This is a genomic window from Pseudomonas sp. R1-18, from assembly GCF_051132095.1.
GTDB lineage: Bacteria > Pseudomonadota > Gammaproteobacteria > Pseudomonadales > Pseudomonadaceae > Aquipseudomonas.
In genome coordinates, this window is sequence record NZ_CP071658.1 from 3820008 (window position 1) to 3843277 (window position 23270).

Annotated in this window: 19 protein-coding genes; 7 read left to right on the top strand and 12 right to left on the bottom strand. The window is 60.2% G+C overall.

Translation table 11 applies throughout. From position 1 onward, the window contains the following. Positions 1 to 195: 195 nt before the first annotated feature. On the bottom strand, positions 196 to 582 hold the full coding sequence (locus J3P77_RS17520) for a hypothetical protein (RefSeq protein WP_434677846.1): 387 nt from the start codon (positions 580 to 582) through the stop codon (positions 196 to 198). A 292-nt stretch (positions 583 to 874) separates the two neighbouring features. On the opposite strand from J3P77_RS17520, the gene J3P77_RS17525 reads away from it, so the two are divergent. Genes J3P77_RS17525 through J3P77_RS17540 form a run of 4 tightly spaced genes read left to right on the top strand, consistent with a single transcriptional unit; the run spans position 875 to position 7175 of the window. Then, the gene (locus J3P77_RS17525) at positions 875 to 2035 is read left to right on the top strand and encodes an efflux RND transporter periplasmic adaptor subunit (RefSeq protein ID WP_434677847.1); all 1161 of its coding nucleotides are present in this window, start codon (positions 875 to 877) and stop codon (positions 2033 to 2035) included. Further along, positions 2032 to 5133 carry a multidrug efflux RND transporter permease subunit gene (locus J3P77_RS17530; RefSeq protein ID WP_434677848.1) on the top strand — a complete coding sequence of 1034 codons (3102 nt, stop codon included), beginning with the start codon at positions 2032 to 2034 and terminating at the stop codon, positions 5131 to 5133. Before J3P77_RS17525 ends, J3P77_RS17530 begins: the two co-directional genes overlap by 4 nt. A gap of 10 nt (positions 5134 to 5143) precedes the next feature. Beyond that, on the top strand, positions 5144 to 5821 hold the full coding sequence (locus tag J3P77_RS17535; protein ID WP_434677849.1) for a heavy metal response regulator transcription factor: 678 nt from the start codon (positions 5144 to 5146) through the stop codon (positions 5819 to 5821). Beyond that, positions 5811 to 7175, top strand: a complete 1365-nt coding sequence (locus J3P77_RS17540; protein ID WP_434677850.1) for a heavy metal sensor histidine kinase — start codon at positions 5811 to 5813, stop codon at positions 7173 to 7175. Before J3P77_RS17535 ends, J3P77_RS17540 begins: the two co-directional genes overlap by 11 nt. Positions 7176 to 7429: 254 nt before the next feature. Here J3P77_RS17540 and J3P77_RS17545 read toward each other — a convergent pair whose 3' ends face one another. Then, a complete protein-coding gene (locus J3P77_RS17545) occupies positions 7430 to 7900 on the bottom strand; it encodes a ferritin-like domain-containing protein (RefSeq protein WP_434677851.1) in 471 nt (156 codons plus the stop codon). A gap of 218 nt (positions 7901 to 8118) precedes the next feature. Here J3P77_RS17545 and J3P77_RS17550 point away from each other — a divergent pair, with 218 nt between their 5' ends. Beyond that, positions 8119 to 8355, top strand: coding sequence for a DUF3820 family protein (locus J3P77_RS17550; RefSeq protein ID WP_434677852.1), 237 nt, complete (start codon positions 8119 to 8121; stop codon positions 8353 to 8355). A 148-nt stretch (positions 8356 to 8503) separates the two neighbouring features. Here J3P77_RS17550 and J3P77_RS17555 read toward each other — a convergent pair whose 3' ends face one another. From J3P77_RS17555 to zwf, 3 genes are read right to left on the bottom strand one after another with little or no spacing between them, the layout of a single operon-like run. Beyond that, positions 8504 to 9178 carry a bifunctional 4-hydroxy-2-oxoglutarate aldolase/2-dehydro-3-deoxy-phosphogluconate aldolase gene (locus J3P77_RS17555; protein ID WP_434677853.1) on the bottom strand — a complete coding sequence of 225 codons (675 nt, stop codon included), beginning with the start codon at positions 9176 to 9178 and terminating at the stop codon, positions 8504 to 8506. A gap of 17 nt (positions 9179 to 9195) precedes the next feature. After that, positions 9196 to 9909: a 6-phosphogluconolactonase gene (gene pgl, locus J3P77_RS17560; RefSeq protein WP_434677854.1), complete on the bottom strand. Its 714-nt coding sequence runs from the start codon at positions 9907 to 9909 to the stop codon at positions 9196 to 9198. Continuing rightward, entirely contained in the window at positions 9896 to 11365 is a 1470-nt protein-coding gene (zwf, locus tag J3P77_RS17565; protein ID WP_434677855.1) for a glucose-6-phosphate dehydrogenase, read from the bottom strand. Before zwf ends, pgl begins: the two co-directional genes overlap by 14 nt. A 217-nt stretch (positions 11366 to 11582) precedes the next feature. Between zwf and J3P77_RS17570 the strand changes: the two genes are divergently transcribed. Further along, positions 11583 to 12449 (top strand): MurR/RpiR family transcriptional regulator, encoded by an 867-nt coding sequence (locus J3P77_RS17570; protein WP_434677856.1) that lies wholly within the window; start codon positions 11583 to 11585, stop codon positions 12447 to 12449. 684 nt (positions 12450 to 13133) lie between these two features. Here J3P77_RS17570 and J3P77_RS17575 read toward each other — a convergent pair. The 6 genes from J3P77_RS17575 to J3P77_RS17600 form a co-directional block, all read right to left on the bottom strand. Then, complete coding sequence (locus tag J3P77_RS17575) at positions 13134 to 14009, bottom strand: D-hexose-6-phosphate mutarotase (protein ID WP_434677857.1); 876 nt, start codon at positions 14007 to 14009, stop codon at positions 13134 to 13136. Between the two features lie 87 nt (positions 14010 to 14096). Continuing rightward, the gene (locus tag J3P77_RS17580; protein WP_434677858.1) at positions 14097 to 15452 is read right to left on the bottom strand and encodes a carbohydrate porin; all 1356 of its coding nucleotides are present in this window, start codon (positions 15450 to 15452) and stop codon (positions 14097 to 14099) included. 132 nt (positions 15453 to 15584) lie between these two features. Further along, the gene (locus J3P77_RS17585) at positions 15585 to 16745 is read right to left on the bottom strand and encodes an ABC transporter ATP-binding protein (RefSeq protein ID WP_434677859.1); all 1161 of its coding nucleotides are present in this window, start codon (positions 16743 to 16745) and stop codon (positions 15585 to 15587) included. A gap of 2 nt (positions 16746 to 16747) precedes the next feature. Next, positions 16748 to 17593: a carbohydrate ABC transporter permease gene (locus J3P77_RS17590; RefSeq protein ID WP_434677860.1), complete on the bottom strand. Its 846-nt coding sequence runs from the start codon at positions 17591 to 17593 to the stop codon at positions 16748 to 16750. Then, entirely contained in the window at positions 17586 to 18494 is a 909-nt protein-coding gene (locus J3P77_RS17595; RefSeq protein WP_434677861.1) for a carbohydrate ABC transporter permease, read from the bottom strand. Before J3P77_RS17595 ends, J3P77_RS17590 begins: the two co-directional genes overlap by 8 nt. Positions 18495 to 18598: 104 nt before the next feature. Further along, on the bottom strand, positions 18599 to 19885 hold the full coding sequence (locus tag J3P77_RS17600; RefSeq protein WP_434677862.1) for an ABC transporter substrate-binding protein: 1287 nt from the start codon (positions 19883 to 19885) through the stop codon (positions 18599 to 18601). Positions 19886 to 20367: 482 nt separating this feature from the next. Between J3P77_RS17600 and J3P77_RS17605 the strand changes: the two genes are divergently transcribed. After that, entirely contained in the window at positions 20368 to 21705 is a 1338-nt protein-coding gene (locus J3P77_RS17605) for a hypothetical protein (protein ID WP_434677863.1), read from the top strand. Between the two features lie 128 nt (positions 21706 to 21833). Here J3P77_RS17605 and J3P77_RS17610 read toward each other — a convergent pair whose 3' ends face one another. Continuing rightward, positions 21834 to 23240, bottom strand: coding sequence for an ATP-binding protein (locus tag J3P77_RS17610; RefSeq protein WP_434682048.1), 1407 nt, complete (start codon positions 23238 to 23240; stop codon positions 21834 to 21836). Positions 23241 to 23270 lie beyond the last annotated feature (30 nt).

Sequence of the window (23270 nt, forward strand, 5' to 3'; positions counted from 1 at the left end):
GAAAAAACGGAATATACCCACAAGCCGCAAAGCGAAAGGGTTCGACAGAATACCCATGCAAAAAGATCAACCAAAGAGTTGCAGTTAGCGCGGGGATCAAAAGCAGTGGCGGGCATGTATCAGGGAGGCGTCAGGCAATCGAAACCGTCATCTATCAGGATGGCGGTTCGCTGAGGGCGGGAGACGGGGCGAGGCTTACTGGTACGTCAGGGTCACCACGCCGGCCTTGGCCGAATCGCGGGTCTGCCCGGCGCTCGACGGCTGCGCGGCTGACGCCTGAACCGGGGTGTAGCGGGCGATGAAGGGCGCCGCCTGACCGTCGCAGGCGTTGCGAGTGGTCTGCACTTCAAACGCTACACCTGGCGCAAGTTCCAGATGGGGCATGCCGTCGGTACTGGCGGCCTTGCTGACAGGCTGGATATTACACGTGGCGTTGACCACGCTGCCGTGAAACCTTATTGCGTTTTCCGCCATGGCCGGCGGGGCTATGAGCGCAACAGCAACCAGCGCTGTTAGTGCGTAATGACGAATAGCTGGCAGGACATCAGGAGAAACTTCCGAAACCGACGTTTCGCTTTTCATGGCGATACTCCGTTGATCAGCTCACATGACTGAGTTAAGTCGAATGAAGGATTAACCGCCAGAAAAATCCGATCTTGTATGTAGGAAACATCCTAGGACTTTCAATTGATCTGGTCAGGTACTGCTCTGATACTTATCGTCCGTTTTCGATTTTTCTTGATGAGTTGAGTGCCAGACGGTGTCTTGCTGACAATTCCGACAGCTAAAAGTCATTTTACTGACCGGGTTTGCGAGCTATAAGGAAGGATTGATAAGCCCATTTCCTACCTTGACCCTTCCGGCGCTCGTTCAAATGGCTAAGCACACCCGAATCGTCCTTGTTGTCGTCGCCCTTGGGGTGCTTATCGCAGTCGCCAGTTGGAGCCTGACGCGCCCGGCGACCGCCACAATCACCTCGCCCGTTGGCGTACCGGTCAAGGTGGTCAAGGTCAAAGTGGAGGACGTGCCGCGTTTCGTGACCGGCATCGGCTCGGTGCTTTCGCTGCAAAGCGTGGTAATTCGGCCGCAGGTTGACGGCATCCTGACCCGCGTGCTGGTCAAGGAAGGCCAGCAGGTCAAGGCCGGCGACCTGCTGGCAACCCTTGACGACCGTTCGATCCGCGCGTCACTGGAACAGGCCAAGGCGCAACTGGCCCAAAGCCGCGCGCAGCTGGAAGTGGCACAGCTGGACCTCAAGCGTTATCGCCAGCTGACCGAGGGCAACGGGATTTCCCGGCAGACCTACGATCAGCAGCAAGCGCTGGTCAATCAGCTCAGCGCAACGCTTCTGGGCAATCAGGCTTCGATTAACGCTGCGCAAGTGCAGCTTTCCCACACACAGATTCGCTCGCCGGTTACCGGTCGGGTCGGTATTCGCAATGTCGACGAAGGCAACTTCCTGCGCGTGTCCGACGCCGAAGGACTGTTCTCGGTAACCCAGATCGACCCGGTCGCAGTGGAATTTTCCCTCCCGCAGCAGATGTTGCCGACTCTGCAAAGCCTGATCGCCAACAGTTCCTCCGCGGCGGTGCAGGCCTACCTCGGCGATGGCGGCAACGGGTTGCTGTTGGGCGAGGGCGAACTGGCACTGATCGACAATCAGGTGTCGGCCACGACTGGAACCATTCGCGCCAAAGCACGCTTCGCCAATCCCAGGGAGCTGTTGTGGCCGGGCCAACTGGTCACCGTGAAGATTCAGACGGGCATTGAGCGCGCTTCGCTCAAGGTACCGCCGCAAGTGGTACAGCGCGGTATTGACCAGCATTTCGCCTACCGGGTTACTGCCGATGAAAAGGTCGAGGTGGTGCCGGTCAAAGTGCTGTATCAGGACAGCGACATGACGCTGATCAGCGGCCCGCAGGCGGGCGACGTGCTGGTCAGCGATGGTCAGTCGCGGCTGCGTCCCGGCACCCGGATCGAAGTGGTGAGTGACGCTCCCGTCAATCAGACCGCGCAGGCCGGGAGCGTGCAATGAAAGGCCAGGGTTCGATCTCGGCGTGGTGCATCGACCATCCGGTCGCCACGCTGCTGCTGACCTTCGCGCTGGTGCTTCTGGGCGCCATCGCCTTCCCGCGCCTGCCAATCGCGCCGCTGCCGGAGGCGGAATTTCCGACCATTCAGGTCAACGCCCAGCTTCCCGGCGCCAGCCCGGAAACCATGGCCTCCTCGGTGGCGACGCCGCTGGAAGTGCAATTCAGTGCGATTCCGGGCATGACCCAGATGACCTCCAGCAGTGCGCTGGGGTCGACCAATCTGACCTTGCAGTTCGCCTTGAGCAAAAGCATCGACACTGCCGCTCAAGAAGTTCAGGCGGCGATCAATACCGCAGCGGGCCGCTTACCCGCCGACATGCCTAATCTGCCGACCTGGCGCAAGGTCAACCCGGCGGACAGCCCGGTACTGATTCTCAGCGTCAGCTCCAGCCTGATGCCCGGCACCGAGCTGAGTGACGTTACCGAAACGATTCTTGCCCGTCAGCTGAGCCAGGTCGAAGGTGTCGGCCAGATCTACATCACCGGTCAGCAGCGTCCGGCCATCCGGGTTCAGGCCGCGCCCGAAAAACTCGCCGCTCTGGGCCTGACGCTGGCCGACATCCGCCTGGCCGTGCAGCAGACCAGCCTGAACCTGGCGAAAGGCGCTTTGTACGGCAAAGACAGCGTGTCGACGCTGTCCTCCAACGACCAGCTGTTCAAGCCGCAGGACTATGCCCAACTGATCGTTTCCTATAAGGATGGCGCGCCCGTGCATCTCAAGGACGTGGCGCGGGTGGTCAACGGTTCGGAAAACGCCTACGTCCGAGCCTGGTCAGGCGACCAACAAGGCGTCAACGTTGCGATCTTCCGCCAGCCGGGCGCCAACATCGTCGATACCGTGGACCGTGTCCAGCGCGAACTGCCGCGTTTGCAGGCCATGCTGCCGGCCGCCGTGGACATCTCGGTGCTCAATGACCGGACCCGGACCATCCGCGCCTCGCTCCATGAAGTGGAATTGACCTTGCTGATCGCCGTGCTGCTGGTGGTGGCTGTGATGGCGCTGTTCCTGCGGCAGCTCTCGGCGACGCTGATTGTCAGCGCCGTGCTTGGCGTGTCGTTGGTGGCAAGCTTTGCGATGATGTATGTGCTCGGGTTCAGCCTGAACAACCTGACGCTGGTGGCGATTGTCGTCGCGGTGGGTTTCGTGGTCGATGATGCCATCGTGGTGGTGGAAAACATCCACCGCCATCTTGAGGCTGGCCAGGGAATGCGCGAAGCGGCGATCAAAGGTTCCGGGGAAATCGGTTTCACGGTGGTGTCGATCAGCTTCTCGCTGATCGCCGCCTTCATTCCGCTGCTGTTCATGGGCGGCGTCGTCGGCCGACTGTTCAAGGAATTTGCACTGACTGCGACGGCGACCATTCTGATCTCCGTCGTGGTATCGCTGACCCTGGCGCCAACCCTGGCGGCGCTGTTCATGCGTGCGCCCAAGCATGGCCAGCACAGCAAGCCGGGTTTCGGCGACCGTCTGCTGGCGTCGTACGAGCGTGGCTTGCGCAAGGCACTGGCTCATCAGCGCCTGACGCTGGGCGTGTTCTGTCTGACCCTGGTCATGGCGGTGGCCGGTTATGTGTTCATCCCCAAGGGCTTCTTCCCAGTGCAGGACACTGCTTTCGCGCTAGGCACCACCGAGGCTGCCGCGGATATTTCATACGCCGACATGGTCGACAAACATCTCGCGCTGGCGAAGATCGTCGGTGCCGACCCGGCTGTGCTGGCGTTCTCTCATTCGGTGGGCGTGACCGGCAGCAACCAGACCATCGCCAACGGCCGCTTCTGGATCTCCCTCAAGCCGCGGTCCGAACGCGATGTGTCGGTCAGCGAGTTCATTGATCGCCTCCGGCCCAAACTGGCGAAGGTCCCCGGTATCGTGCTGTACCTGCGCGCCGGCCAGGACATTAACCTCAGCTCGGGCCCCAGCCGTAGCCAGTATCAATACGTGCTCAAGAGCAACGACGGGCCGCTGCTCAATACCTGGACCCAGCGCCTGACTGAAAAACTGCGCACCAACCCGGCGTTTCGCGACCTGTCCAACGACCTGCAGCTGGGTGGCAGCGTCACCCATGTCGACATCGACCGCAGCGCGGCCGCGCGCTTCGGGCTGACCACCGCCGATGTCGACCAGGCTTTATACGACGCCTTCGGACAGCGGCAGATCAGCGAATTCCAGACCGAGGTCAATCAGTACAAGGTGATTCTGGAGCTGGACGCGCAACAGCGCGGGCGCGCCGAAAGCCTGGGCTATTTCTACCTGCGCTCGCCGCTCACCAATGAGATGGTGCCCTTGTCGGCCCTGGCCAGGGTCAGCGCGCCACGAATGGGGCCATTGTCCATCGCCCATGACGGTATGTTCCCGGCAGCCAATCTGTCTTTCAATCTGGCGTCCGGCGTGGCGCTGGGCGATGCGGTGCGCATGCTGGATCAGGCCAAGAACGAAATCGGCATGCCGGCGTCGATCATCGGTAACTTCCAGGGTGCGGCTCAGGCATTCCAGAGTTCGCTGGCCAACCAGCCATGGCTGATCCTTGCCGCGCTGGTCGCGGTGTACATCATTCTGGGCGTGCTGTACGAGAGCTTCGTGCATCCGCTGACGATCATTTCCACGCTGCCCTCGGCGGGCATCGGCGCGCTGTTGCTGCTGTGGATGATGGGTCAGGACTTCTCGATCATGGCGCTGATCGGCGTGGTGCTGTTGATCGGCATCGTCAAGAAAAACGGCATCCTGCTGGTGGACTTTGCGCTCGAAGCGCAGCGCGACCAAGGCCTCACGCCGCGAGAAGCGATTTACGAGGCATGCCTGACGCGCTTTCGGCCGATTATCATGACGACCCTGGCCGCCCTGCTCGGCGCGCTGCCGCTGATGCTCGGGTTTGGCGTCGGTGCCGAACTGCGTCAGCCGCTGGGCATCGCCGTGGTCGGCGGACTGTTGGTCAGCCAGATGCTAACGCTGTTCACCACGCCGGTGATCTACCTGCAACTGGAGCGCCTGTTCCATCGCCACCAGCCGGCGCCCGCGCAGACGCTGGCAATCCATTCTTGAGAGCTGCCCCATGCGCGTGCTGATTATCGAAGACGAAGAAAAGACCGCAGGCTATCTGCACCGCGGCCTGACCGAACAGGGCTACAACGTCGACGTGGCCGGCGATGGCGTGGAGGGGCTGCATCTGGCGCTGGAGAACGAGTACGCGGTGATCATCCTCGACGTGATGCTGCCGCAGCTCGATGGCTTCGGCGTATTGCGCGGCTTGCGGGCGAAGAAGCAGACGCCGGTAATCATGCTCACCGCCCGTGAGCAAGTCGATGATCGAATCCGTGGCCTGCGCGAAGGTGCCGACGATTATCTGGGCAAGCCGTTTTCCTTTCTCGAACTGGTCGCGCGCCTGCAAGCGCTGACTCGTCGCAGCGGCGGCCACGAGCCAGTACAGATTACGATCGCTGACCTGTGGATCGACCTGATCAGCCGCAAGGCAACCCGTGCCCATGCGCGGCTGGAACTGACCGCCAAAGAGTTTTCGCTGCTCAGCGTGCTGGCCCGGCGTCAGGGCGAAATCCTGTCCAAAACCGCCATTGCGGAAATGGTCTGGGACATCAACTTCGACAGCGACACCAACGTGGTCGAGGTCGCCATCAAGCGTCTGCGAGCCAAACTGGACGGCCCGCACGAGCACAAACTGCTGCACACCATCCGCGGCATGGGCTACGTGCTGGAGGATCGCAGTGCGTACTGATTCCATCGCGCTGCGCCTGAGCGGGCTGTTCGCCCTGGTGGCGCTCACGGTTTTTCTGTTGATCGGCTGGGCCTTGTACCTGCAGGTCGACAAGAGCATGGACCTGCTGCCCGAGGCGGAAGTGGATGCGCGCTACAGCGTGCTGGAATCGGCGGTCAACCGCTACGGCAACCTGGAACACTGGGGCCGGATCAAGAATAAGCTGACGCTGCTCGGCGAAGAGGACAAGCGGCTGCGCTTCTGGGTGGTGAGTAGCGATCCTGCCTACGAGTACGGCGCGCCCGACGATGCCATCCGGCGTTTCGCGCAGGGACCGCTGGGCATGCGCGACCTGACGCTGGCCGGTCATCCGTTCGCCTTCAAAGTGCTGGTCAGCGAGTTCAGCGCCAGGGAACAACGCCCTGCCCTGCGGTTTCTGACGGCCATCGACACCGAAACTTTCTGGCAAACCCAGCACTCGCTGCTGGTTGCACTGGTCAGCCTGGCCTGCATTGGCGTGGTGCTGGCCTCGTTGCTGGGCTACTGGGCCGCGCGCATTGGTCTGCGGCCGCTGGCGAGCCTGTCTCTGGAGGCGCGCAAACTGACTCCGCCGCGCCTGTCCGGGCGCTTGCAACTGTCGCCGCTGCCTCCTGAGCTGGAACACTTCGTCAGCTCGTTCAACGCTACGCTCGAACGCGTCGAACAAGCCTATTCACGGCTCGAATCGTTCAACGCCGATGTCGCGCACGAGCTGCGCTCGCCGTTGACCAACCTGATCGGCCAGACTCAGGTCGCCTTGACCCGAGGTCGCTCGGCCGAGCATTACTTCGAAGTTTTGCAGTCGAACCTTGAAGAGCTGGAACGCCTGCGTTCGATCATCAATGACATGTTGTTCCTGGCCAGTGCCGACCAAGGCAGCAAGGCCACCGAGCTGACCTGCGCCTCACTGGCCGAAGAGGTGGCGACCACGCTGGATTACCTGGACTTCATCCTTGAGGACGCACAGGTTCAGGTCCGCGTAGTGGGCGACGCCAGCGTTCCCATCGACAAGGCGCACTTGCGCCGGGCATTGATCAACCTGCTGCACAACGCGGTGCAGCACACCGAGACGGGTCAAGTGATCGAGGTCGAAATCAACACGGCGTCAGACTACGTCAGCATCAGCGTGGCCAATCCCGGAACGCAGATAGCCGAGGACCATCTGCCCAGGCTGTTCGAGCGGTTCTACCGGGTAGACGCGTCGCGCAGTAACAGCGGCGCCAACCACGGCCTGGGGCTTGCAATCGTCAAAGCCATCGCCCTGATGCACGGCGGGACGGTGTTTGCGCAAAGCCGGCAAGGGGTCAATACATTCGGGATCAATCTGCCGAGGTAGAACGCGCCCGCGCCCGGTCCGCTCCAAAACTGTCCTTGGCGTCAAGCCAACCTCAAGACAGTGGGAGGCAGCTTGCTGGCGACAGCGCCAGTGCAACCCACACATGTGCATCGCTTGATCAAACGCTATCGCCAGCAAGCTGGCTCCCACACGTACAGCGGCGCTCCGCTTGTCCGCGATAGCCTGCCCCGTTCCTCCCAGCCAAAAAAAACGCCAGACTCGGCTGGCGTTTCTTCTACAGCGGGTTCAGTCGATCAAGACTGGCGACGAACCTGGTCGCGCAGTGCTTTGACCTGGTCGTGGTTACGCTGGGTGCCGTCCAGTTGCTTCTGGATCAGGCCGATAACGCTGGCTGGCACTGCCTTTTCGGTCGCTTTCTGCAGCGCTTCCTTGTAGGCCTTCAATGCCACGTCTTCGCCACGCTCCACTTCGTCGAGGATCGCTTCGTCGCTTTTGCCGGTGACCAGAGATTTCAGATCAACCCAGGCGCGGTGCAGGGTGCCGGCTGCGCTGGAAGAAGTTTCCGGATCGCCGCCCAGCGCTCTGACTTCAGCTTGCAGCTCGCGTACTGCCGATGCGCAATCGCTGGCACGAGCCAGAAAGAAAGACTTCAGCTGTGGGTTTTTCAGGTCTTCTGCGCTGGTCTCAAAACCTTTCTGACCGTCTTTGCTGGTTTCGATCAGGTCGTTCAGCAGGTCGATAGATTCTTTGTTGATATCAGTCATCGTGAATATCCTTTCAGGGCAGTTTAAGAAAAGTTGCTACCTGCAATGGTAGTTGCAGTGTCCGTGCCAGCTCCGCCTCGTTTTTCAAGTCTTTTAAAATCAATGACTTAATGCAAATTTCACATGTTTGGATCGTTTTTTATGCATGAACTGTCGTTTTGACCCCATGCAAAATGCATGTATGGTCTGCCCGTCCAAACCTTGCGCATGACTACATGATGAATCCTGAAAAACTGAAGCTGCTGGTCAGCACTGAAATGCCCTTCGGTAAATACAAGGGACGGCTCATCGCCGACCTGCCAGGCCATTACCTGAACTGGTTCGCTCGCGAGGGTTTTCCTAAAGGGGAACTGGGAGGACTGCTGGCGTTGATGCAGGAAATCGATCACAACGGCCTGAGCGGGTTGCTCGATCCGTTGCGTACGCGTCCGCGTCAGTCCTTCAAGGACCGCTGAGAACCGCCCGACGGAACGCTCAAAAAAAACGCGGCACTCCGGACCAGGGAGCGCCGCGAAAGACCATACAACCAACAACAACTTCGGTAACCAGCCCGCGGCGGGCGCCGCAGGCCAAATGTTCAGAAAAATCTTTCAATCGAATCCGTCAATCGAACAGAGCCAGCGCCTGGGCAGTGGCCTCCTGGATACGCCCCCAATCGCCATTCCTGACCCAGGCGTTGTCGATCATCCAGGTGCCGCCGACGCACATGACGTTGGGCAACGCCATGTAGCTTCTCAGGTTGTCTTCGTTCACGCCGCCGGTTGGGCAGAAACGCACTTCATTGAACGGACCGCCCAGCGCCTTGAGCGCGGCAACACCACCGCTGATTTCCGCCGGGAACAGTTTGAAGCGCCGGTAGCCCATGCCGTAGCCAATCATGATTTCCGACGCACTGCTGATACCGGGCAACAGCGGCAGCGGACTGTCGAGTGCCGCTTGCAGCAGATCGGGCGTGCTGCCGGGCGTGACGATGAATTGCGCGCCGGCGGCTTCAGCGTCTGCCAGCATGTGGCGATCCAGAATCGTGCCGGCACCGACGCACAGTTCAGGGCGTTGCTCGCGCAGGATGCGGATGGCACTCAAGCCGAACGCCGAACGCAGCGTCACCTCCAGCGCGGTAAGGCCACCGGCGGCCAGTGCGTCTGCCAGTGGCAGCACGTCCTCATCGCGCAGAATGGTAATGACCGGCAGAATCCGGGCTTTGGCACAGAGCTCGTCGATCTGGGCAATCTTGTTCGCCATGCTGCTTTGCGACTGGTTATTTTCGTTCTGGGTCATGGCGACGGGTCCTTTGCTTATGGGCACCAGTAAATCTCAAGGGATGAATCAAGGAATGCACGCACCGGCATCTGAGCGATGTCATCGCTCGCCAGCGCCGTGCGCAGGGTGTCGAGTTTGGCCTGACCGGATACCGAGAGGATGGGCAAGCGTGCCGACGCCAGCAGGCGACGGGTCATCGTCAGGCGCTGATGCGGAACGCTGGGCGCCAGCATCGGCAGGCAAAGACGCTCGCTTTCAAGGCTCAGCGCTTCGGTCAGGTTCGGGCTGTTGGGGAACAGCGACGCGGTGTGGCCATCGTCCCCCATCCCCAGAATCAGTACATCGATAGGCGGCAGCTCCGCCAGGGTCCGGTCGGCCACTTGCGCGGCCTCGTCCAGACTTGCCGCGACGTTGTACAGGCCGACAAATCGCGCATTGGCCGCAGGTCCTTGCAGCAGGTGGCGCTGCAACAGGCCGGCGTTGCTGTCGGCGTGCTCGGTCGGCACGAAACGTTCATCGGCGAGGCTCACCACTACTCGCGACCAGTCCAGCGGCTGAGTCGCCAGGCTCTTAAAGAACGCCACAGGGCTACGGCCGCCGGACACCACCAGAGTGGCCGTGCCGTTGTCGTCGATGGCCGCGCTCAGACGCGTGGCCACGCGGGTGGCCAACGCCTCGGCGAGCGTCTGCGGGTCATCGAACGTATGAGCCGCCAGCCCTGCCGGCAGCTCAAGATCACATATCGCCATACCAGGATCTCCCGTCACGAGTAATCAGGGCAATGGAGCTCATCGGCCCCCAGGATCCGGCGGCATAAGGCTTGGGCGCGTCGCCCGCCTTCTTCCAGCCGGCGATCAGTTGATCGCACCATTGCCACGCGTACTCGATTTCATCTTTACGGACAAACAGGTTCTGATTGCCACGCATGACTTCCAGCAACAACCGCTCGTAAGCGTCGGGGACCCGGGCGCTGCGGTAGGTGTCGGAAAAATTCAGTTGCAACGGGCCGCTGCGCAGCTGCATGCCCTTGTCCAGGCCTTGGTCCTTGGTCATTACCTGCAACGAGATGCCCTCATCGGGTTGCAGACGGATGATCAGCCGGTTGCTGATCTGCAGGCGCTGCTCAGGGGCGAAGATGTAGTGCGGCGGCTCTTTGAAATGGATAACGATCTGCGAGAGCTTCTGCGGCATGCGCTTGCCGGTACGCAGATAAAACGGAGTGCCCGACCAGCGCCAGTTGCGGATGTCGGCTCGCAGCGCCACGAAGGTTTCGGTGTCGCTCTGAGTATTGGAGTTCTCTTCCTCCAGATAACCCGGCACGGCCTTGCCTTCGCTGTAGCCGGCGGTGTACTGACCTCGCACCACCTGGGTGGCGAGCTTTTCCGGCGTGAACGGCGCCAGGGCCTTGAGCACCTTGACCTTCTCGTCACGGATACTGTCGGCGGACAGGTCGCTTGGCGGGTCCATGGCAATCAGGCAGAGCAATTGCAGCAAGTGATTCTGAATCATGTCGCGCAGCTGGCCGGCCTGGTCGAAATAGCCCCAACGGCCTTCGATGCCTACCTTTTCGGCGACGGTGATTTCCACATGGGAAATGTGATTCTGGTTCCACTGGGTTTCGAACAGGCTGTTGGCAAAGCGCAGAGCGATGAGGTTCTGCACCGTGTCCTTGCCCAGGTAATGGTCGATCCGGTACACGCGGTTTTCCGGGAAGAACTGCGCGACCGCGTCGTTGACCCGGCGCGAAGAAGCAAGGTCGTGACCAATCGGCTTTTCCAGCACGGCACGGGTGCGATCGGCAAGGTTGACCGACGCCAGGTTTTCGCAGATGGCGCCGTAGACCGACGCCGGCGTGGCGAAATAAGCGATCAGGGTTTCGGCGTCACCGACCCGCTCGGCCAGCGCGACGTAGTCCTCAGCCTTGAGGAAGTCGACATGCACATAGCTCAGTCGCGCGAGGAAGCGCTCGACATGGTCCGCTTCCAGCTCAGTCTCGGGAATGAAGCGGCGCATGGATTTTTCGATGTACGCCAGGTGCGACTGCTCGTCGCCTGCCTCACGGGCCAGGGCGAGAATTTTCGTGTCTTCGTGCAGCAGTCCGGCGCGGTCGAGCTGATAAAGAGCCGGAAACAGCTTGCGCACAGCCAGGTCACCCAAGGCGCCAAACAGGGCAAATGTACACGGCTCAACCGTAATTAAGGGCATAATGTTGGTTCTTTTATCAAGTTAAGCTACAAATACCTTTTTTAAAGGCGTTACTCAAGGCCATATGTAGTAATAACCACAACATTGTCGCGAAAAGCATATTCCAGTGGTGATCAACACAGGCCCTCAGTACGATAGGCCACCTTTGCTACAGGCTAAAGGGCTAATAAAAGCTCCAGCCCAAACCGTGGGTGAATCTGCCCGACAAGGATCTTGAATGGACCGCGTACGTAACCTTCTGGAGCAGATCCAGAGCCGACTTGACGAGCTGAACAAGGCGGAACGCAAAGTCGCCGAAGTCATCCTGCTCAACCCGCAGATGGCGACCCGGCTGAGCATCGCCGCGCTGGCGCAGGCGGCCAAGGTGAGCGAGCCGACGGTCAACCGTTTTTGCCGCTCGTTCAACGTCAGCGGTTACCCGGAACTCAAGCTGCAACTGGCGCAGAGCCTGGCGAGCGGCGCGGCCTACGTGAGCCGCGCAGTGGAAGCCGATGACAACCCCGAGGCTTACACGCAGAAGATCTTCGGCAGTGCCATTGCTTCGCTGGACAGCGCTTGCCAGCAGCTAGACCCGACCCTGATCAGCAAATCCGTCGATATGCTGATCCAGGCGCGTCAGATCCACTTCTTCGGACTCGGTGCCTCGGCACCGGTTGCGCTGGATGCGCAGCACAAGTTCTTTCGTTTCAACCTGGCCGTGACCGCCCACGCCGACGTGCTGATGCAACGCATGATTGCCTCGGTGGCGCATACCGGCGAGCTGTTCGTGATCATTTCCTATACCGGCCGCACCCGCGAACTGGTGGAAGTCGCGCGTATCGCCAGGGCCAATGGCGCGTCGGTACTGGCGCTGACCGCCGCCGGCTCTCCACTCGCCCAGGCCAGTACCGTAAGCCTCAACATTCCGTTGCCGGAAGACACCGACATCTACATGCCGATGACCTCGCGCATCATCCAGCTCACCGTACTGGACGTCCTCGCCACCGGCATGACCCTGCGCCGTGGCGTGGACTTCCAGCCACACCTGCGCAAGATCAAGGAAAGCCTCAATGACAGCCGCTATCCGGTGGAGGATCAGGGGTAGGCCCACATAGATCGCGGCACACGTTGAATTGCGGGAGCGGACTTGTCCGCGAAGGGGCCGGTACATTCGCAACAGCTCTGTCGCCTGTACTGCCGTCGTCGCGGGCAAGCGCGCTCCTACGCGGATCCGGGCACACGCTGGACTGTGGGAGGAACCTTGGTCGCGAAGAGGCCGGTACATTCGCAACAGCTTCTGCGTCTGATACCAAGCTTTCGCGGACAAGTCCGCTCCCACAGAGGTCGGGGCACACGCTGGACTGTGGGAGGGACCTTGGTCGCGAAGAGGCACGTACATTCGCAACATCTTCTGTGTCTGATACCAAGCTTTCGCGGACAAGTCCGCTGCCACAGAGGTCGGGGCACACGCTGAAATGTGGGAGGGACCTTGGTCGCGAAGAGGCCGGTACATTCGCAACAGCTTCTGCGTCTGATACCAAGCTTTCGCGGACAAGTCCGCTCCCACAGAGGTCGGGGCACACGCTGGACTGTGGGAGCGACCTTGGTCGCGAAGGGGCCGGTACATTCGCAACATCTTCTGTGTCTGATACCAAGCTTTCGCGGACAAGTCCGCTGCCACAGAGGTCGGGGCACACGCTGAAATGTGGGAGGGACCTTGGTCGCGAAGAGGCCGGTACATTTGCAACATTCTGCGTCTGGGACTACGTCGTCGCGGGCAAGGGCGCTGCTACGGAACTGCTGCCAGGCGGGCTTGCAGTCTGATCTGGGCCTGCTCGCCAGGCTCAAGGCTGAAGCTGTCGCCGACAGCCGCTTCAACCCGCACGAATCCGGTGGTCTCATTGCCCGCCACACCCAGGAGCGGTCGGCTACCGGGATGCCAGATCACGGTATTGGGGCTGTCGCCGGTGTCGATGTTGAAACGGCGCTGCCAGGCCTGATCCTGTAACTGCACTGCGCCTTCGTGCTCGAACACACGCTGGCAGCCGCCGGCCACCCGCAACTCGCCTTCCTGCTGACACGCCTGACGACGCAACTCGTCATAGCCCTGCACGCCTTCCAGGCCTTGCAACGATACCTCGTCAACATCGCTGATGCGCCAGTAGGCATGCAACGCATGGCTGAAGTGACAGGCCTCGCTGTCGTCATGACAGGTGCTCAGACGCAGGTTCATGCTCTGACCCAAATCGGCATGCAGATCCACCTGCCAGTCCCAGAGCTGCAGCCGCCAGTGCAGGCTGACGCCCTCCTCGCTTTCACGGCTGTCGATCAGCTTCCAGTCCAGCAATCGTCCCCAGCCATGCGCCGGCCAGCCGCTTTCGCCAGGATGACGTCCGTACCAGGGCCAGCAGACGGGCACGCCGCCACGGATCGCCCCGACCTGCGGCCACTGTGCGGCGCACCACAGCCACGGCTTTTGTCCATGCGGCTGAAAGTGCAGCAATTGCGCGCCCTGGCGACTGAACACGGCCTGGCAGCGTGGATGATCGATCACCAGCACTTCGCGCAGCTGAAAGCGATTCCACTCAAAAGTGGGCCTGGCACGGCGGGATAAGAAAAAACGTTGCAAGGGATGCTCGAATACATGCTCGTCCTTGATGGCCACCGCCCTGCCCCTCCCAAAATAAAAATTCGTCGCCATAAAAAAACGGGCAGCCAGGCTGCCCGTAAAGCACACACGATCCTGGTTCGATCAGAACTTGGTTTGCAGCTTGATGCCTGCCACCAGAGCGTCGTCAACCTCTTCAACACCCCCCGGATGTTTGATGTACTGCAGGTTGGGGCGAACGGTCAGCCAGTCGGTCACGTGTACGCCGTAGTAGATCTCGGAGTTGTACTCGCTCTTCTGGATAGGCAGGAAAGCCGGGTTGTCGTAGTCGTCGACGCCATTGACAGCGTTGATCTGACGGGCACGCTCAGTCACGTTGTCGTTGACGTGAATGCGCGAAACACCAATACCGATGTCATCCTTCGGACGCGCGTCGAAAGGCCCTTTGAAGACCATCCCGACTTGCAGGAAGTTATCGACGAAGTTGGTGTCCTTGTCATGCACAGTGGCGTTGGCAAAGAGGGTCAGGCCGCGCGACGGATCACCACCGAAGGTGCTGACCTGTTGCTGGGCCACGACCCACCAGCCGGTTTTTTCGTTACGCGATTTGAACGCTGCACCGGTCAACCCTTGAGGCTGGCCGTTGACATCTTCATAGCGGTCGTCAGCGCTTGGGCTGCTGAAGTAGTAACCCAGACGGTACTCACCGGGCAGCGAGTTGACAGTCGGCGACCACACCACTTCAACCGGCACCAGCGTACCCTTGGCTCCGCTGCCGCTCAGCTTGAAGCCGTTACCGGTTTCCAGATAAGACGGGTTCTGCTCGTATACGCCGATCTGGGCGTACACCTCAGGCGTGATGTTGTATTTCACGCGCAGGGCCCACTGGCTGACTGGCCAGTTGTACCAGGTGTCCACGTAGTTGGCAGCCTGGGTGCCGCAGAACGTCAGGTTCTGGAAGTCGCAAGGGAAGCTGCCGAAGTCTTCGCCTTCGCCCATGCGGCCCGCCTTGATGTCGAGCTTGCCATCAAAGAATTTCTGCTTGACCCACATTTGCGTCAGGCGCCAGGTCTGGCCGCGGCCCCAGACTTCCTGAGAGGAACTGAGGGTGCCGACACGAGGATCGCCAAGGCGATCATTGGAGATGTTCTTGCCGCTACGTTCGGTGATGGCCAGCTTGAACTCAGCGTCGTTCCAGCCGAAAGCCTTCTGCAAATCGATGTTGACGCCCAGAGCGAACTGATCGCTGTAGCGGGCAGTCTTGTCGTCGTTGTAACCGCCATGCACGTTGGAGCCCATCTCACCGACGTATTCGAGCGAGAAATCGTAGCCCTTGTCATACAGATCTTTACGCACGCCGCCCCAGTCACCCGTCATGTGCCCGTTGGGGTTGTAGGGCTCTATGGCGTATGCCGCACCGGAAAACGACAGCGCACTCAGCACGGACAAACCACCGACAAGCTGGAACTTACTTAGCGATTTATTGCGTAGCTTCTTCATCCCTTGATCCTCGTTTTATTGTTATTAGCTTTAGGTGTACGTCTTCTTTCATTCACTGCTTCGTGTTCGCTGGGGGCCGCGCGTTATGGCAGGGAGGAGCCGCCCAGCTGTGCTCGTTAACGGATCAACGATTTATTTGCGGCCGATCTGGGTCACATTGCCGACCCGATCAGCCACTGGCTGCTTTCCCAGCACGCCCAGGCGCTCACCGCTCTGCGCGTCGAACAGCAGGACTTTAGTGGGATCGAATTGCAGCGTCAGGCTTTCGCCCACCATCGGCGCCACGTCCGGTGCCAGACGGCAGCAGACCTTGCTCTGATTGAGGTGGACGAAGACCAGCGTGTCCGGGCCGGTCGGCTCGGTGACCTGTACTTCGGCGCGGATGGTCGGCAGGCCATTGGTGTCGGCACCGGCCAGCATGATCTGTTCAGGGCGAATGCCGAGAATGATTTCCCGGTCTTCAAGCCCGGCATCGTTGACGCCCACCGGCAGCTCGCATCGCGCCTGACCGCTGTCGAGCAGTGCCAGCAGTTGGCCGTCCTTGCGTTGCAGGCGCAGCGGAATGAAGTTCATCGGCGGCGAACCGATGAAGCTGGCGACAAACAGGTTGGCCGGGTCGTTGTAGATCTGCTTGGGCGTGCCGAACTGTTGCACGATGCCGTCTTTCATCACCGCGACCTTGTCACCCAGGGTCATGGCCTCGATCTGGTCGTGGGTCACGTACACAGTGGTGGTTTTCAGACGCTGATGCATCAGCTTCATTTCGGTACGCATCTCGACCCGCAGCTTGGCGTCGAGGTTGGAAAGCGGTTCGTCGAACAGGTAGATCTTCGGGCGACGAGCCAGCGCACGGCCCATCGCCACGCGCTGCTGCTGACCACCGGACAGCTGGCCCGGCTTGCGATTGAGCAGATGCTCGATCTGCAACAGCTTGGCGACGCGCGCGACTTCTTCTTCGATGGCGGCCGGCGCCATCTTGCGGATCTTCAGGCCAAAGGCGATGTTCTCGCGCACGCTCATGGTCGGGTACAAGGCGTAGGACTGGAACACCATGGCGATGTCGCGATCTTTCGGGCTGGTGCCGCTGACGTCTTCGCCATCGATCAGGATCGCTCCGCCGCTGATGGTTTCGAGCCCGGCGATGCAGTTCATCAGGGTCGACTTCCCGCAGCCCGACGGCCCGACCAGAATCAGGAACTCGCCGTCCTTGATCGACAGTTCGATGTTCTTGAGGGTGTCCGGCAGGTTGGCGCCGTAGGTCTTGTTTACGTTACGCAGTTCGAGAGTTGCCATGATTACCCCTTGACCGCGCCGGCCGTGAGCCCGCGCAGGAAGTACTTGCCAGCCAGTACGTAGACCAGCAGTGTAGGCAGCCCGGCGATCATCGCCGCCGCCATATCGACGTTATATTCCTTGCCCCCGGTGCTGGTGTTGACCAGGTTGTTGAGGGCGACGGTGACCGGCTGCGATTCCCCGCTGGAGAACACCACGCCGAACAGGAAGTCGTTCCAGATCTGGGTGAACTGCCAGATCAGGCACACCATGACGATCGGTGTCGACATCGGCAGGATGATGCGCCAGAAAATGGTGAAGAACCCTGCGCCGTCCAGGCGCGCGGCACGCACCAGCGCATCCGGCACGCTCACGTAGTAGTTGCGGAAGAACAGCGTGGTGAACGCCAGCCCGTAAACCACGTGGACGAATACCAGCCCGGTGGTGGTGCTTGCCAGGCCCATCTTGCCGAGGGTGAAAGACGCCGGCAGCAGCACGGTCTGAAACGGCAGGAAGCAGCCGAACAGCAGCAATCCAAAGAACAGCTGCGAGCCACGGAACCGCCACATCGACAGCACGTAGCCGTTCAGCGCGCCGACGGCGGTAGAGATGATCACTGCCGGAATCGTGATCTTGATCGAGTTCCAGAAGTACCCGTCGACGATATCCCAGGCCTTGACCCAGCCGATCACCGTGACCACGCTCGGCCAGCTCAACAGGTTGCCTACGCCGATGTCCTCCGGAGTCTTGAGGCTGGTCAGGACCATGACCACCAACGGCACCAGATACACCAGGCACGCGATCAGCAATACGGCATGAATCAGGATGCGGCTGAAGCTGATACCGGGTTTTCCAATATGACTAGTCATGGCGCTTGGTCCTCAGCTCGGAGTACAGGTACGGCACCAGAATCGCCAGGATCGCGCCGAGCATCAGAATCGCACTGGCCGAACCCATGCCCATCTGGCCGCGGCTGAAGGTGAAGGAATACATGAACATCGCCGGCAGGTCCGAGGAATAGCCAGGGCCGCCCGCGGTCATTGCCGCCACCAGGTCAAAACTCTTGATCGCGATGTGCGCCAGGATCATGACCGCACTGAAGAACACCGGCCGCAGGCTGGGCAACACCACGCGCCAGTAGATACGCGGCAGGCTTGCGCCATCCATCTGCGCGGCGCGGATGATCGACTGATCGACGCCCCGCAGACCGGCGAGAAACAGCGCCATCACGAAACCCGACGATTGCCATACCGCCGCAATCACCAGGCAGTAGACGACGCGGTCAGGATCGACCAGCCAGTCCAGACGGAAACCTTCCCAGCCCCAGTCGCGCAGCATCTTGTCCAGGCCCAGGCCAGGGTTGAGCAGCCACTTCCAGGCTGTGCCGGTGACGATCATCGACAGCGCCATCGGGTAGAGATAGATGGTACGGATCGCGCCCTCGCGGCGAATGCGCTGATCGAGCAGCACAGCCAGAATGACGCCGACCACCAGGCTGATGGCGATGAACATTCCGCCGAACACCGCCAGGTTCTTGCTGGCGACCCACCAGCGGTCGTTCTCCATCAGACGCGCGTATTGCGCCAGACCGACCCACTTGTAGTTCGGCAGGAATGTCGAATTGGTGAACGAGAGAACGAACGTCCACAGAATGTAGCCGTAAAAACCAACCAACACGACGAACATGCTGGGTGCCAATACTAACTTGGGCAGCCAGCGTTGCAGCGTATCCAGTGGCGAGGCTTTGCTGAACACAGCGACAGAGCTCATCGGAAGTATCCACTCCAGAAAATCGGATCCAGGCCACAGGCGTGCGTGAAACCGTCGGACGGTTTCATCAGCACGAACTGCGGCTGGAGGTCAGGTAACGCGGACTACTTGGCCGATTTGATGGCAGCAGCCAGCTTTTTGGTGGCAGCCGCAGGATCAGCGCCCTTGTCGTTGATGTAGTTGGTCACCACATCAAAGATGGCTCCCTGAACGGCAAGGGTCGTGGCCATGTTGTGCGCCATGCTTGGCTGCAGGCCCCCGCTCTTGGCATCCGCCAGGAAGTCCTTGGCCGCTGTCTGGGCGCAGGAATCGAAGCCGTACTTGTTCATGTCCGCGAGCATGTCGTTGCGAACCGGGATCGAGCCTTTGTTGATGCTGAAGACTTTCTGGAACTCTTCACCCAGCGCGACCTTTGCCAGATCCTGCTGCGCGGCGGTGGTGCCTTCGTCTTTCTGCTTGAAGACCGCCATGGAGTCGATGTTGTAGGTGAACGCCTTTTCGGTGCCAGGGAACGCTACGCACTCGTAATCCTTGCCGGCAACCTTCTTGGCGGCGGTCCACTCGCTCTTGGCCCAGTCGCCCATGATCTGCATGCCGGCCTTGCCATTGATGACGTCGGCAGCGGCGATGTTCCAGTCACGGCCGGCGCGGTTCTCGTCCATGTAAGTGGCGACTTTCTTCAGCTCGGTGAACGACTTGACCATTTCCGGACCGGTCAGCGCGCCGTTGTCCAGGTCCACCAGCGCCTTTTTGTAGCCGTCGGCGCCCATTACCGAGAGCACAACGGCTTCAAACACAGTGCTGTCCTGCCATGGCTGACCGCCATGGGCCAGCGCGATCAGGCCGGCTGCCTTGAGCTTGTCGCCTGCTGCGTAGAATTCTGCGAGGGTGGTCGGCGGCTTTTCGATGCCGGCCTTTTTGAAGGCGACCGGGTTGATCCACAGCCAGTTGACGCGGTGAATGTTGACCGGCACGGCAACGTAGTCGCCGTCGTACTTCACGGTGTCGGAGACTTTCTTGTCCAGCAGCGAGTCCCACTTTTCCTGCTTGGCGACGTCTTTCAGCGCGTCGGTGTCGAGCAGGCCGGTTGACGCCCATTCCTGAATATCGGGACCTTTGATCTGCGCCACGCCCGGCGGATTACCAGCCACGGCGCGGGTTTTCAGTACGGTCATGGCCGTCGAGCCACCGCCGCCGGCGACAGCACCGTCTTTCCAGGTGAAACCGTCTTTTTCAACTTGAGCTTTCAGAACATCGACCGCGGCTTTCTCACCACCCGAGGTCCACCAATGCACCACTTCAACGGTGCCTTTGGATTCGGCGGCAGTAGCGCTCAGCGGGAACAACGAGGCGAGAGAGATGACAACGGCGAGACGCGAGAGTGAGTTCATCGATAAGACCTTATTGTTGTTATGCATGAGCAAGTCTGGTGCTTGCGCTTCAGGGGAGTCTAACCAAGCCATGCAGGGTGACGGTAACGAAGGGATGCGCGAATGTCACCAGATGGTGACATTCAGGTCTGCCATGCCCAAGCCACCTTCACCGAGCGTTTTGCATGCCGACGGGATCATCTGGTCACGAAAGTGTTGACATCGACTGATCGAGTCTATTAGTTCAAAAACAGCTTTCCAGGCCTCTCACCTCAGACTTTAGCGTGATGAAAGACACAAGAGACCGCGGGACGACGCCAGTAAAAGCGGCGACCGAGACAGCCAGTCCATATCTGGAAGGCAGGCCTACCAGTCACAACCGATCTAAGAGATCAGATCCAGACGCTTATTCTTTTAAAACCAATTTCCTGCTTGCAGGGAAAGCGGCATATAGCTGTACACCTTACACATGGAAGTAAATCGATCTTACAAGGAGTAAGAACATGAAAACTGCTCGCCAAAGCAGTCGAGCCGGTGAAGTCGATCCCGGATTCGCACCTATCGTCATACCTAATCCAGTTGCAGGTGAAAGAGAGCTGTATGCAGATCTCGTACTTGCGCTTCCCGAGGGCGGTTTGGTTGTGGGATGTCAGGACGACAACCCTATGCAACCACCCACCTTGGTCAGAATTGGCCCCGACTATCAGCTCGATACTCTTTTTGGCCAGCAAGGCTATGCATCTGTCGATCTCCAGACCGCAGAGCCGTCGGCGCGAAACGACGGTCATCTGCTGAGTCTGGACCGGCTTGCGGATGGCAGATTACTGGCAAGGCTGGAAACCCACGTGGTGCTGGAAGACGAGCGGCGTATCACTTGTCTGGCGTTGGCCTGCTTCAACAGCGACGGGTCGAAGGACCTGGGTTTCGCTAACGGCGGAGTGCGAATCTACCCCTTGCCCGGACCAGAACTGAAGCGGCCCAAGACATTGAGTAAACTCGCGAGCAAGATACCTGTGCCCAGAGTCGTCCGATTCCCGCTTAGATCCTATGGCGACCTGAAATTATTGCCCGATGGAAAGCTGCTGATAGTGACGTCGGTCCAGGACGTTACCGAAGGCACACATCGCGCCTACGTCCTGCGGCTGACACCCGATGGCGAATTCGATCCGACATTCAACGGGAACGGTCTCATGGAGCCGAAAAGTTACATGTGGTTCAAGCCGTATCGGCTGCTGCCACAGGGTAACGGCATGATGCTCATCGGCGGCGAGCATCCTGGCATACCGTTCATTGCCAGATTCGACGAAAGCGGCGCCCTTGATCAATCTTTCGCGGACGAGGGCTACTTTACCGATTTTGGCAATTACGCTTATACATCCTTCTTCAAACTGCTGCCCGACGAAGCCGGCAACGTCTTTTTTACAGGCCAGAGGGGTGGCACCACTTTCCTTGACGGCAGAGGCGTGGTCGCTGTCGGGAAATTTGATTCTCAAGGCCAGATATCTTCCGACTTCAACGGCGGGCAAACCGTCCTCATTGAACCGAACGAACCGGAGGACGTAGTTCTTTACAACTTCGATACCTTCATCGACAGCTCCAAAAGGGTTGTGCTTGCGGGCAGAAAAATGGCCCCTGGCGGAGCCATTGGGTACGTCGCCCGGTTGCTGGAGGACGGTCAGGTTGATACCAGCGTTGGCATGGACGGTGTGCGATATTTCACGCCCGAGGGGATCAGAGGCCTGACGGATATCTTCGAATCACCTGCCAGCCCTGAGTATTACTATGCGACTGCCCTAGCGCCGGATTATCAGCCTGCGCGGCTATACAGGCTGCTCAGTTGACAGGTTCGGATCTGCGTTACGCCTATCCCGTAAAAGCGCTTGCCCGCGACGGCGCGCTCAAAGACGACAGTTAAGCCGCGGCTGCACTGGCCTCTTCGCGAGTATGCTCGCGAAGAGGCCAGGCACCATTACTCCGCCGATCTGGGCAAAAACAACGTCACCCGCAACCCGCCATCGCGCAGGTTCTGCAGGGTGACCTCGCCGCCGTGGCTATGGGCGATGTTGCGGGCGATGCCGAGCCCGAGTCCATAGCCTTGCTGCTGATTGCCCGCCAGCCTGAAGTGCGGTTCGAACACATGCTCCAGTCGCTGTTCAGGCACGCCGGGGCCCTCGTCGTCCACGTGCAGGACAAACGCCAGTGGATTGTCCTCGACCTTCAGGTGAGCGCGATGGCCGTACTTGAGGGCGTTGTCGATGAGGTTGCCAATGCAGCGTTTGAGTGCCAGTGGCTTGCCGGGATAAGGCGCCAGCGCGTCGCCATGCTGGGTGACGCGCCCTTCTCCATCCGGTCGCAGGTAGGGTTCCACCAGACATTCGACCAGCGCATTGAGGTCGACCGGCTCGATGTTTTCATGGATATCGGTGTCCTTGACGCATTGCAGCGCGCCCTTGACCAGCAGCTCTAGTTCGTCGAGGTCACGACCGAATTTGGCCTGCACACGTTCGTCTTCCAGCAGCTCGACCCGCAGGCGCAGGCGTGTGATGGGCGTGCGCAAATCGTGGGAAATGGCGCTGAACAATTGACCGCGCTCGGTCAGGTAGCGACTGATGCGTGTGCGCATGGCGTTGAACGCCCGGCTGACTTCGACAACTTCGCTGCCGCCGCCTTCCACCACCGGCTCGACATCCGCCCCCAGCGACATGTCGTGCGCCGCACGCGCCAGCCGTTTCAGCGGGCGGCTCTGCCAATGCACCAACAGGCCGATGAACAGCAACAGAAATGCACTGGTCAGCAGGATGAACCAGACCTGCTGAACCGGCAATTCCTGTTCTTCTAGCGAGGTGTAGGGTTCGGGCAGCAGCGACGCGATGTAAAACCACTCGCCGGGTGCCAGCTCGATCTGCGTGACCAGAACTGGCGGGTTGACCGGCTCCAGCGTCAGCGCGTAGTGCGCCCAGGAGCGAGGCAGCTCGTCGAGTTTCAGGCCGCTGTTGAAGATCCGCAGTTCATCCGGTCTGACGAACCACACGGCAATGTTCGGATCGGTGCCCAGGTGCCGGCGCAACACATCGGTGACCACGTCGAGCACCGCTTGCTTGCGAGGCGTGGGTTGCAGCAGCTGCATGTCCAGCGGATGGTCATTGAGCGACACCACGAACCGCGTGCCACCCATGCTGCGCAACTGATCGAGCACCAGAGGCCGATAGGCCACCGGCAACGAACGAAAGTAACTGACGCTTGCCGCCATGGAATAGGCCAGGCTGCGGGCACTGGTCACCAGGCCTTCCATCTGCGTGGCGCGTAGCTGAGACAGCCAGATCACGCTGGATAACGCCTGCGCCAGAAGAACCGCCAGCAGCGTCAGCAACAACATGCGGCCCAGCAGCGAGCGCGGCAACGGCAG

Coding starts and splice junctions, on each gene's coding strand:
- pgl (WP_434677854.1), bottom strand. CDS start 9,909: ATGGCGATATGTGATCTTGAGCTGCCGGCAGGGCTGGCGGCTCATACG.
- J3P77_RS17570 (WP_434677856.1), top strand. CDS start 11,583: ATGGACCGCGTACGTAACCTTCTGGAGCAGATCCAGAGCCGACTTGAC.
- J3P77_RS17530 (WP_434677848.1), top strand. CDS start 2,032: ATGAAAGGCCAGGGTTCGATCTCGGCGTGGTGCATCGACCATCCGGTC.
- J3P77_RS17555 (WP_434677853.1), bottom strand. CDS start 9,178: ATGACCCAGAACGAAAATAACCAGTCGCAAAGCAGCATGGCGAACAAG.
- zwf (WP_434677855.1), bottom strand. CDS start 11,365: ATGCCCTTAATTACGGTTGAGCCGTGTACATTTGCCCTGTTTGGCGCC.
- J3P77_RS17545 (WP_434677851.1), bottom strand. CDS start 7,900: ATGACTGATATCAACAAAGAATCTATCGACCTGCTGAACGACCTGATC.
- J3P77_RS17550 (WP_434677852.1), top strand. CDS start 8,119: ATGAATCCTGAAAAACTGAAGCTGCTGGTCAGCACTGAAATGCCCTTC.
- J3P77_RS17605 (WP_434677863.1), top strand. CDS start 20,368: ATGAAAACTGCTCGCCAAAGCAGTCGAGCCGGTGAAGTCGATCCCGGA.
- J3P77_RS17520 (WP_434677846.1), bottom strand. CDS start 582: ATGAAAAGCGAAACGTCGGTTTCGGAAGTTTCTCCTGATGTCCTGCCA.
- J3P77_RS17525 (WP_434677847.1), top strand. CDS start 875: ATGGCTAAGCACACCCGAATCGTCCTTGTTGTCGTCGCCCTTGGGGTG.
- J3P77_RS17595 (WP_434677861.1), bottom strand. CDS start 18,494: ATGAGCTCTGTCGCTGTGTTCAGCAAAGCCTCGCCACTGGATACGCTG.
- J3P77_RS17590 (WP_434677860.1), bottom strand. CDS start 17,593: ATGACTAGTCATATTGGAAAACCCGGTATCAGCTTCAGCCGCATCCTG.
- J3P77_RS17585 (WP_434677859.1), bottom strand. CDS start 16,745: ATGGCAACTCTCGAACTGCGTAACGTAAACAAGACCTACGGCGCCAAC.
- J3P77_RS17580 (WP_434677858.1), bottom strand. CDS start 15,452: ATGAAGAAGCTACGCAATAAATCGCTAAGTAAGTTCCAGCTTGTCGGT.
- J3P77_RS17610 (WP_434682048.1), bottom strand. CDS start 23,240: ATGTTGTTGCTGACGCTGCTGGCGGTTCTTCTGGCGCAGGCGTTATCC.
- J3P77_RS17535 (WP_434677849.1), top strand. CDS start 5,144: ATGCGCGTGCTGATTATCGAAGACGAAGAAAAGACCGCAGGCTATCTG.
- J3P77_RS17600 (WP_434677862.1), bottom strand. CDS start 19,885: ATGAACTCACTCTCGCGTCTCGCCGTTGTCATCTCTCTCGCCTCGTTG.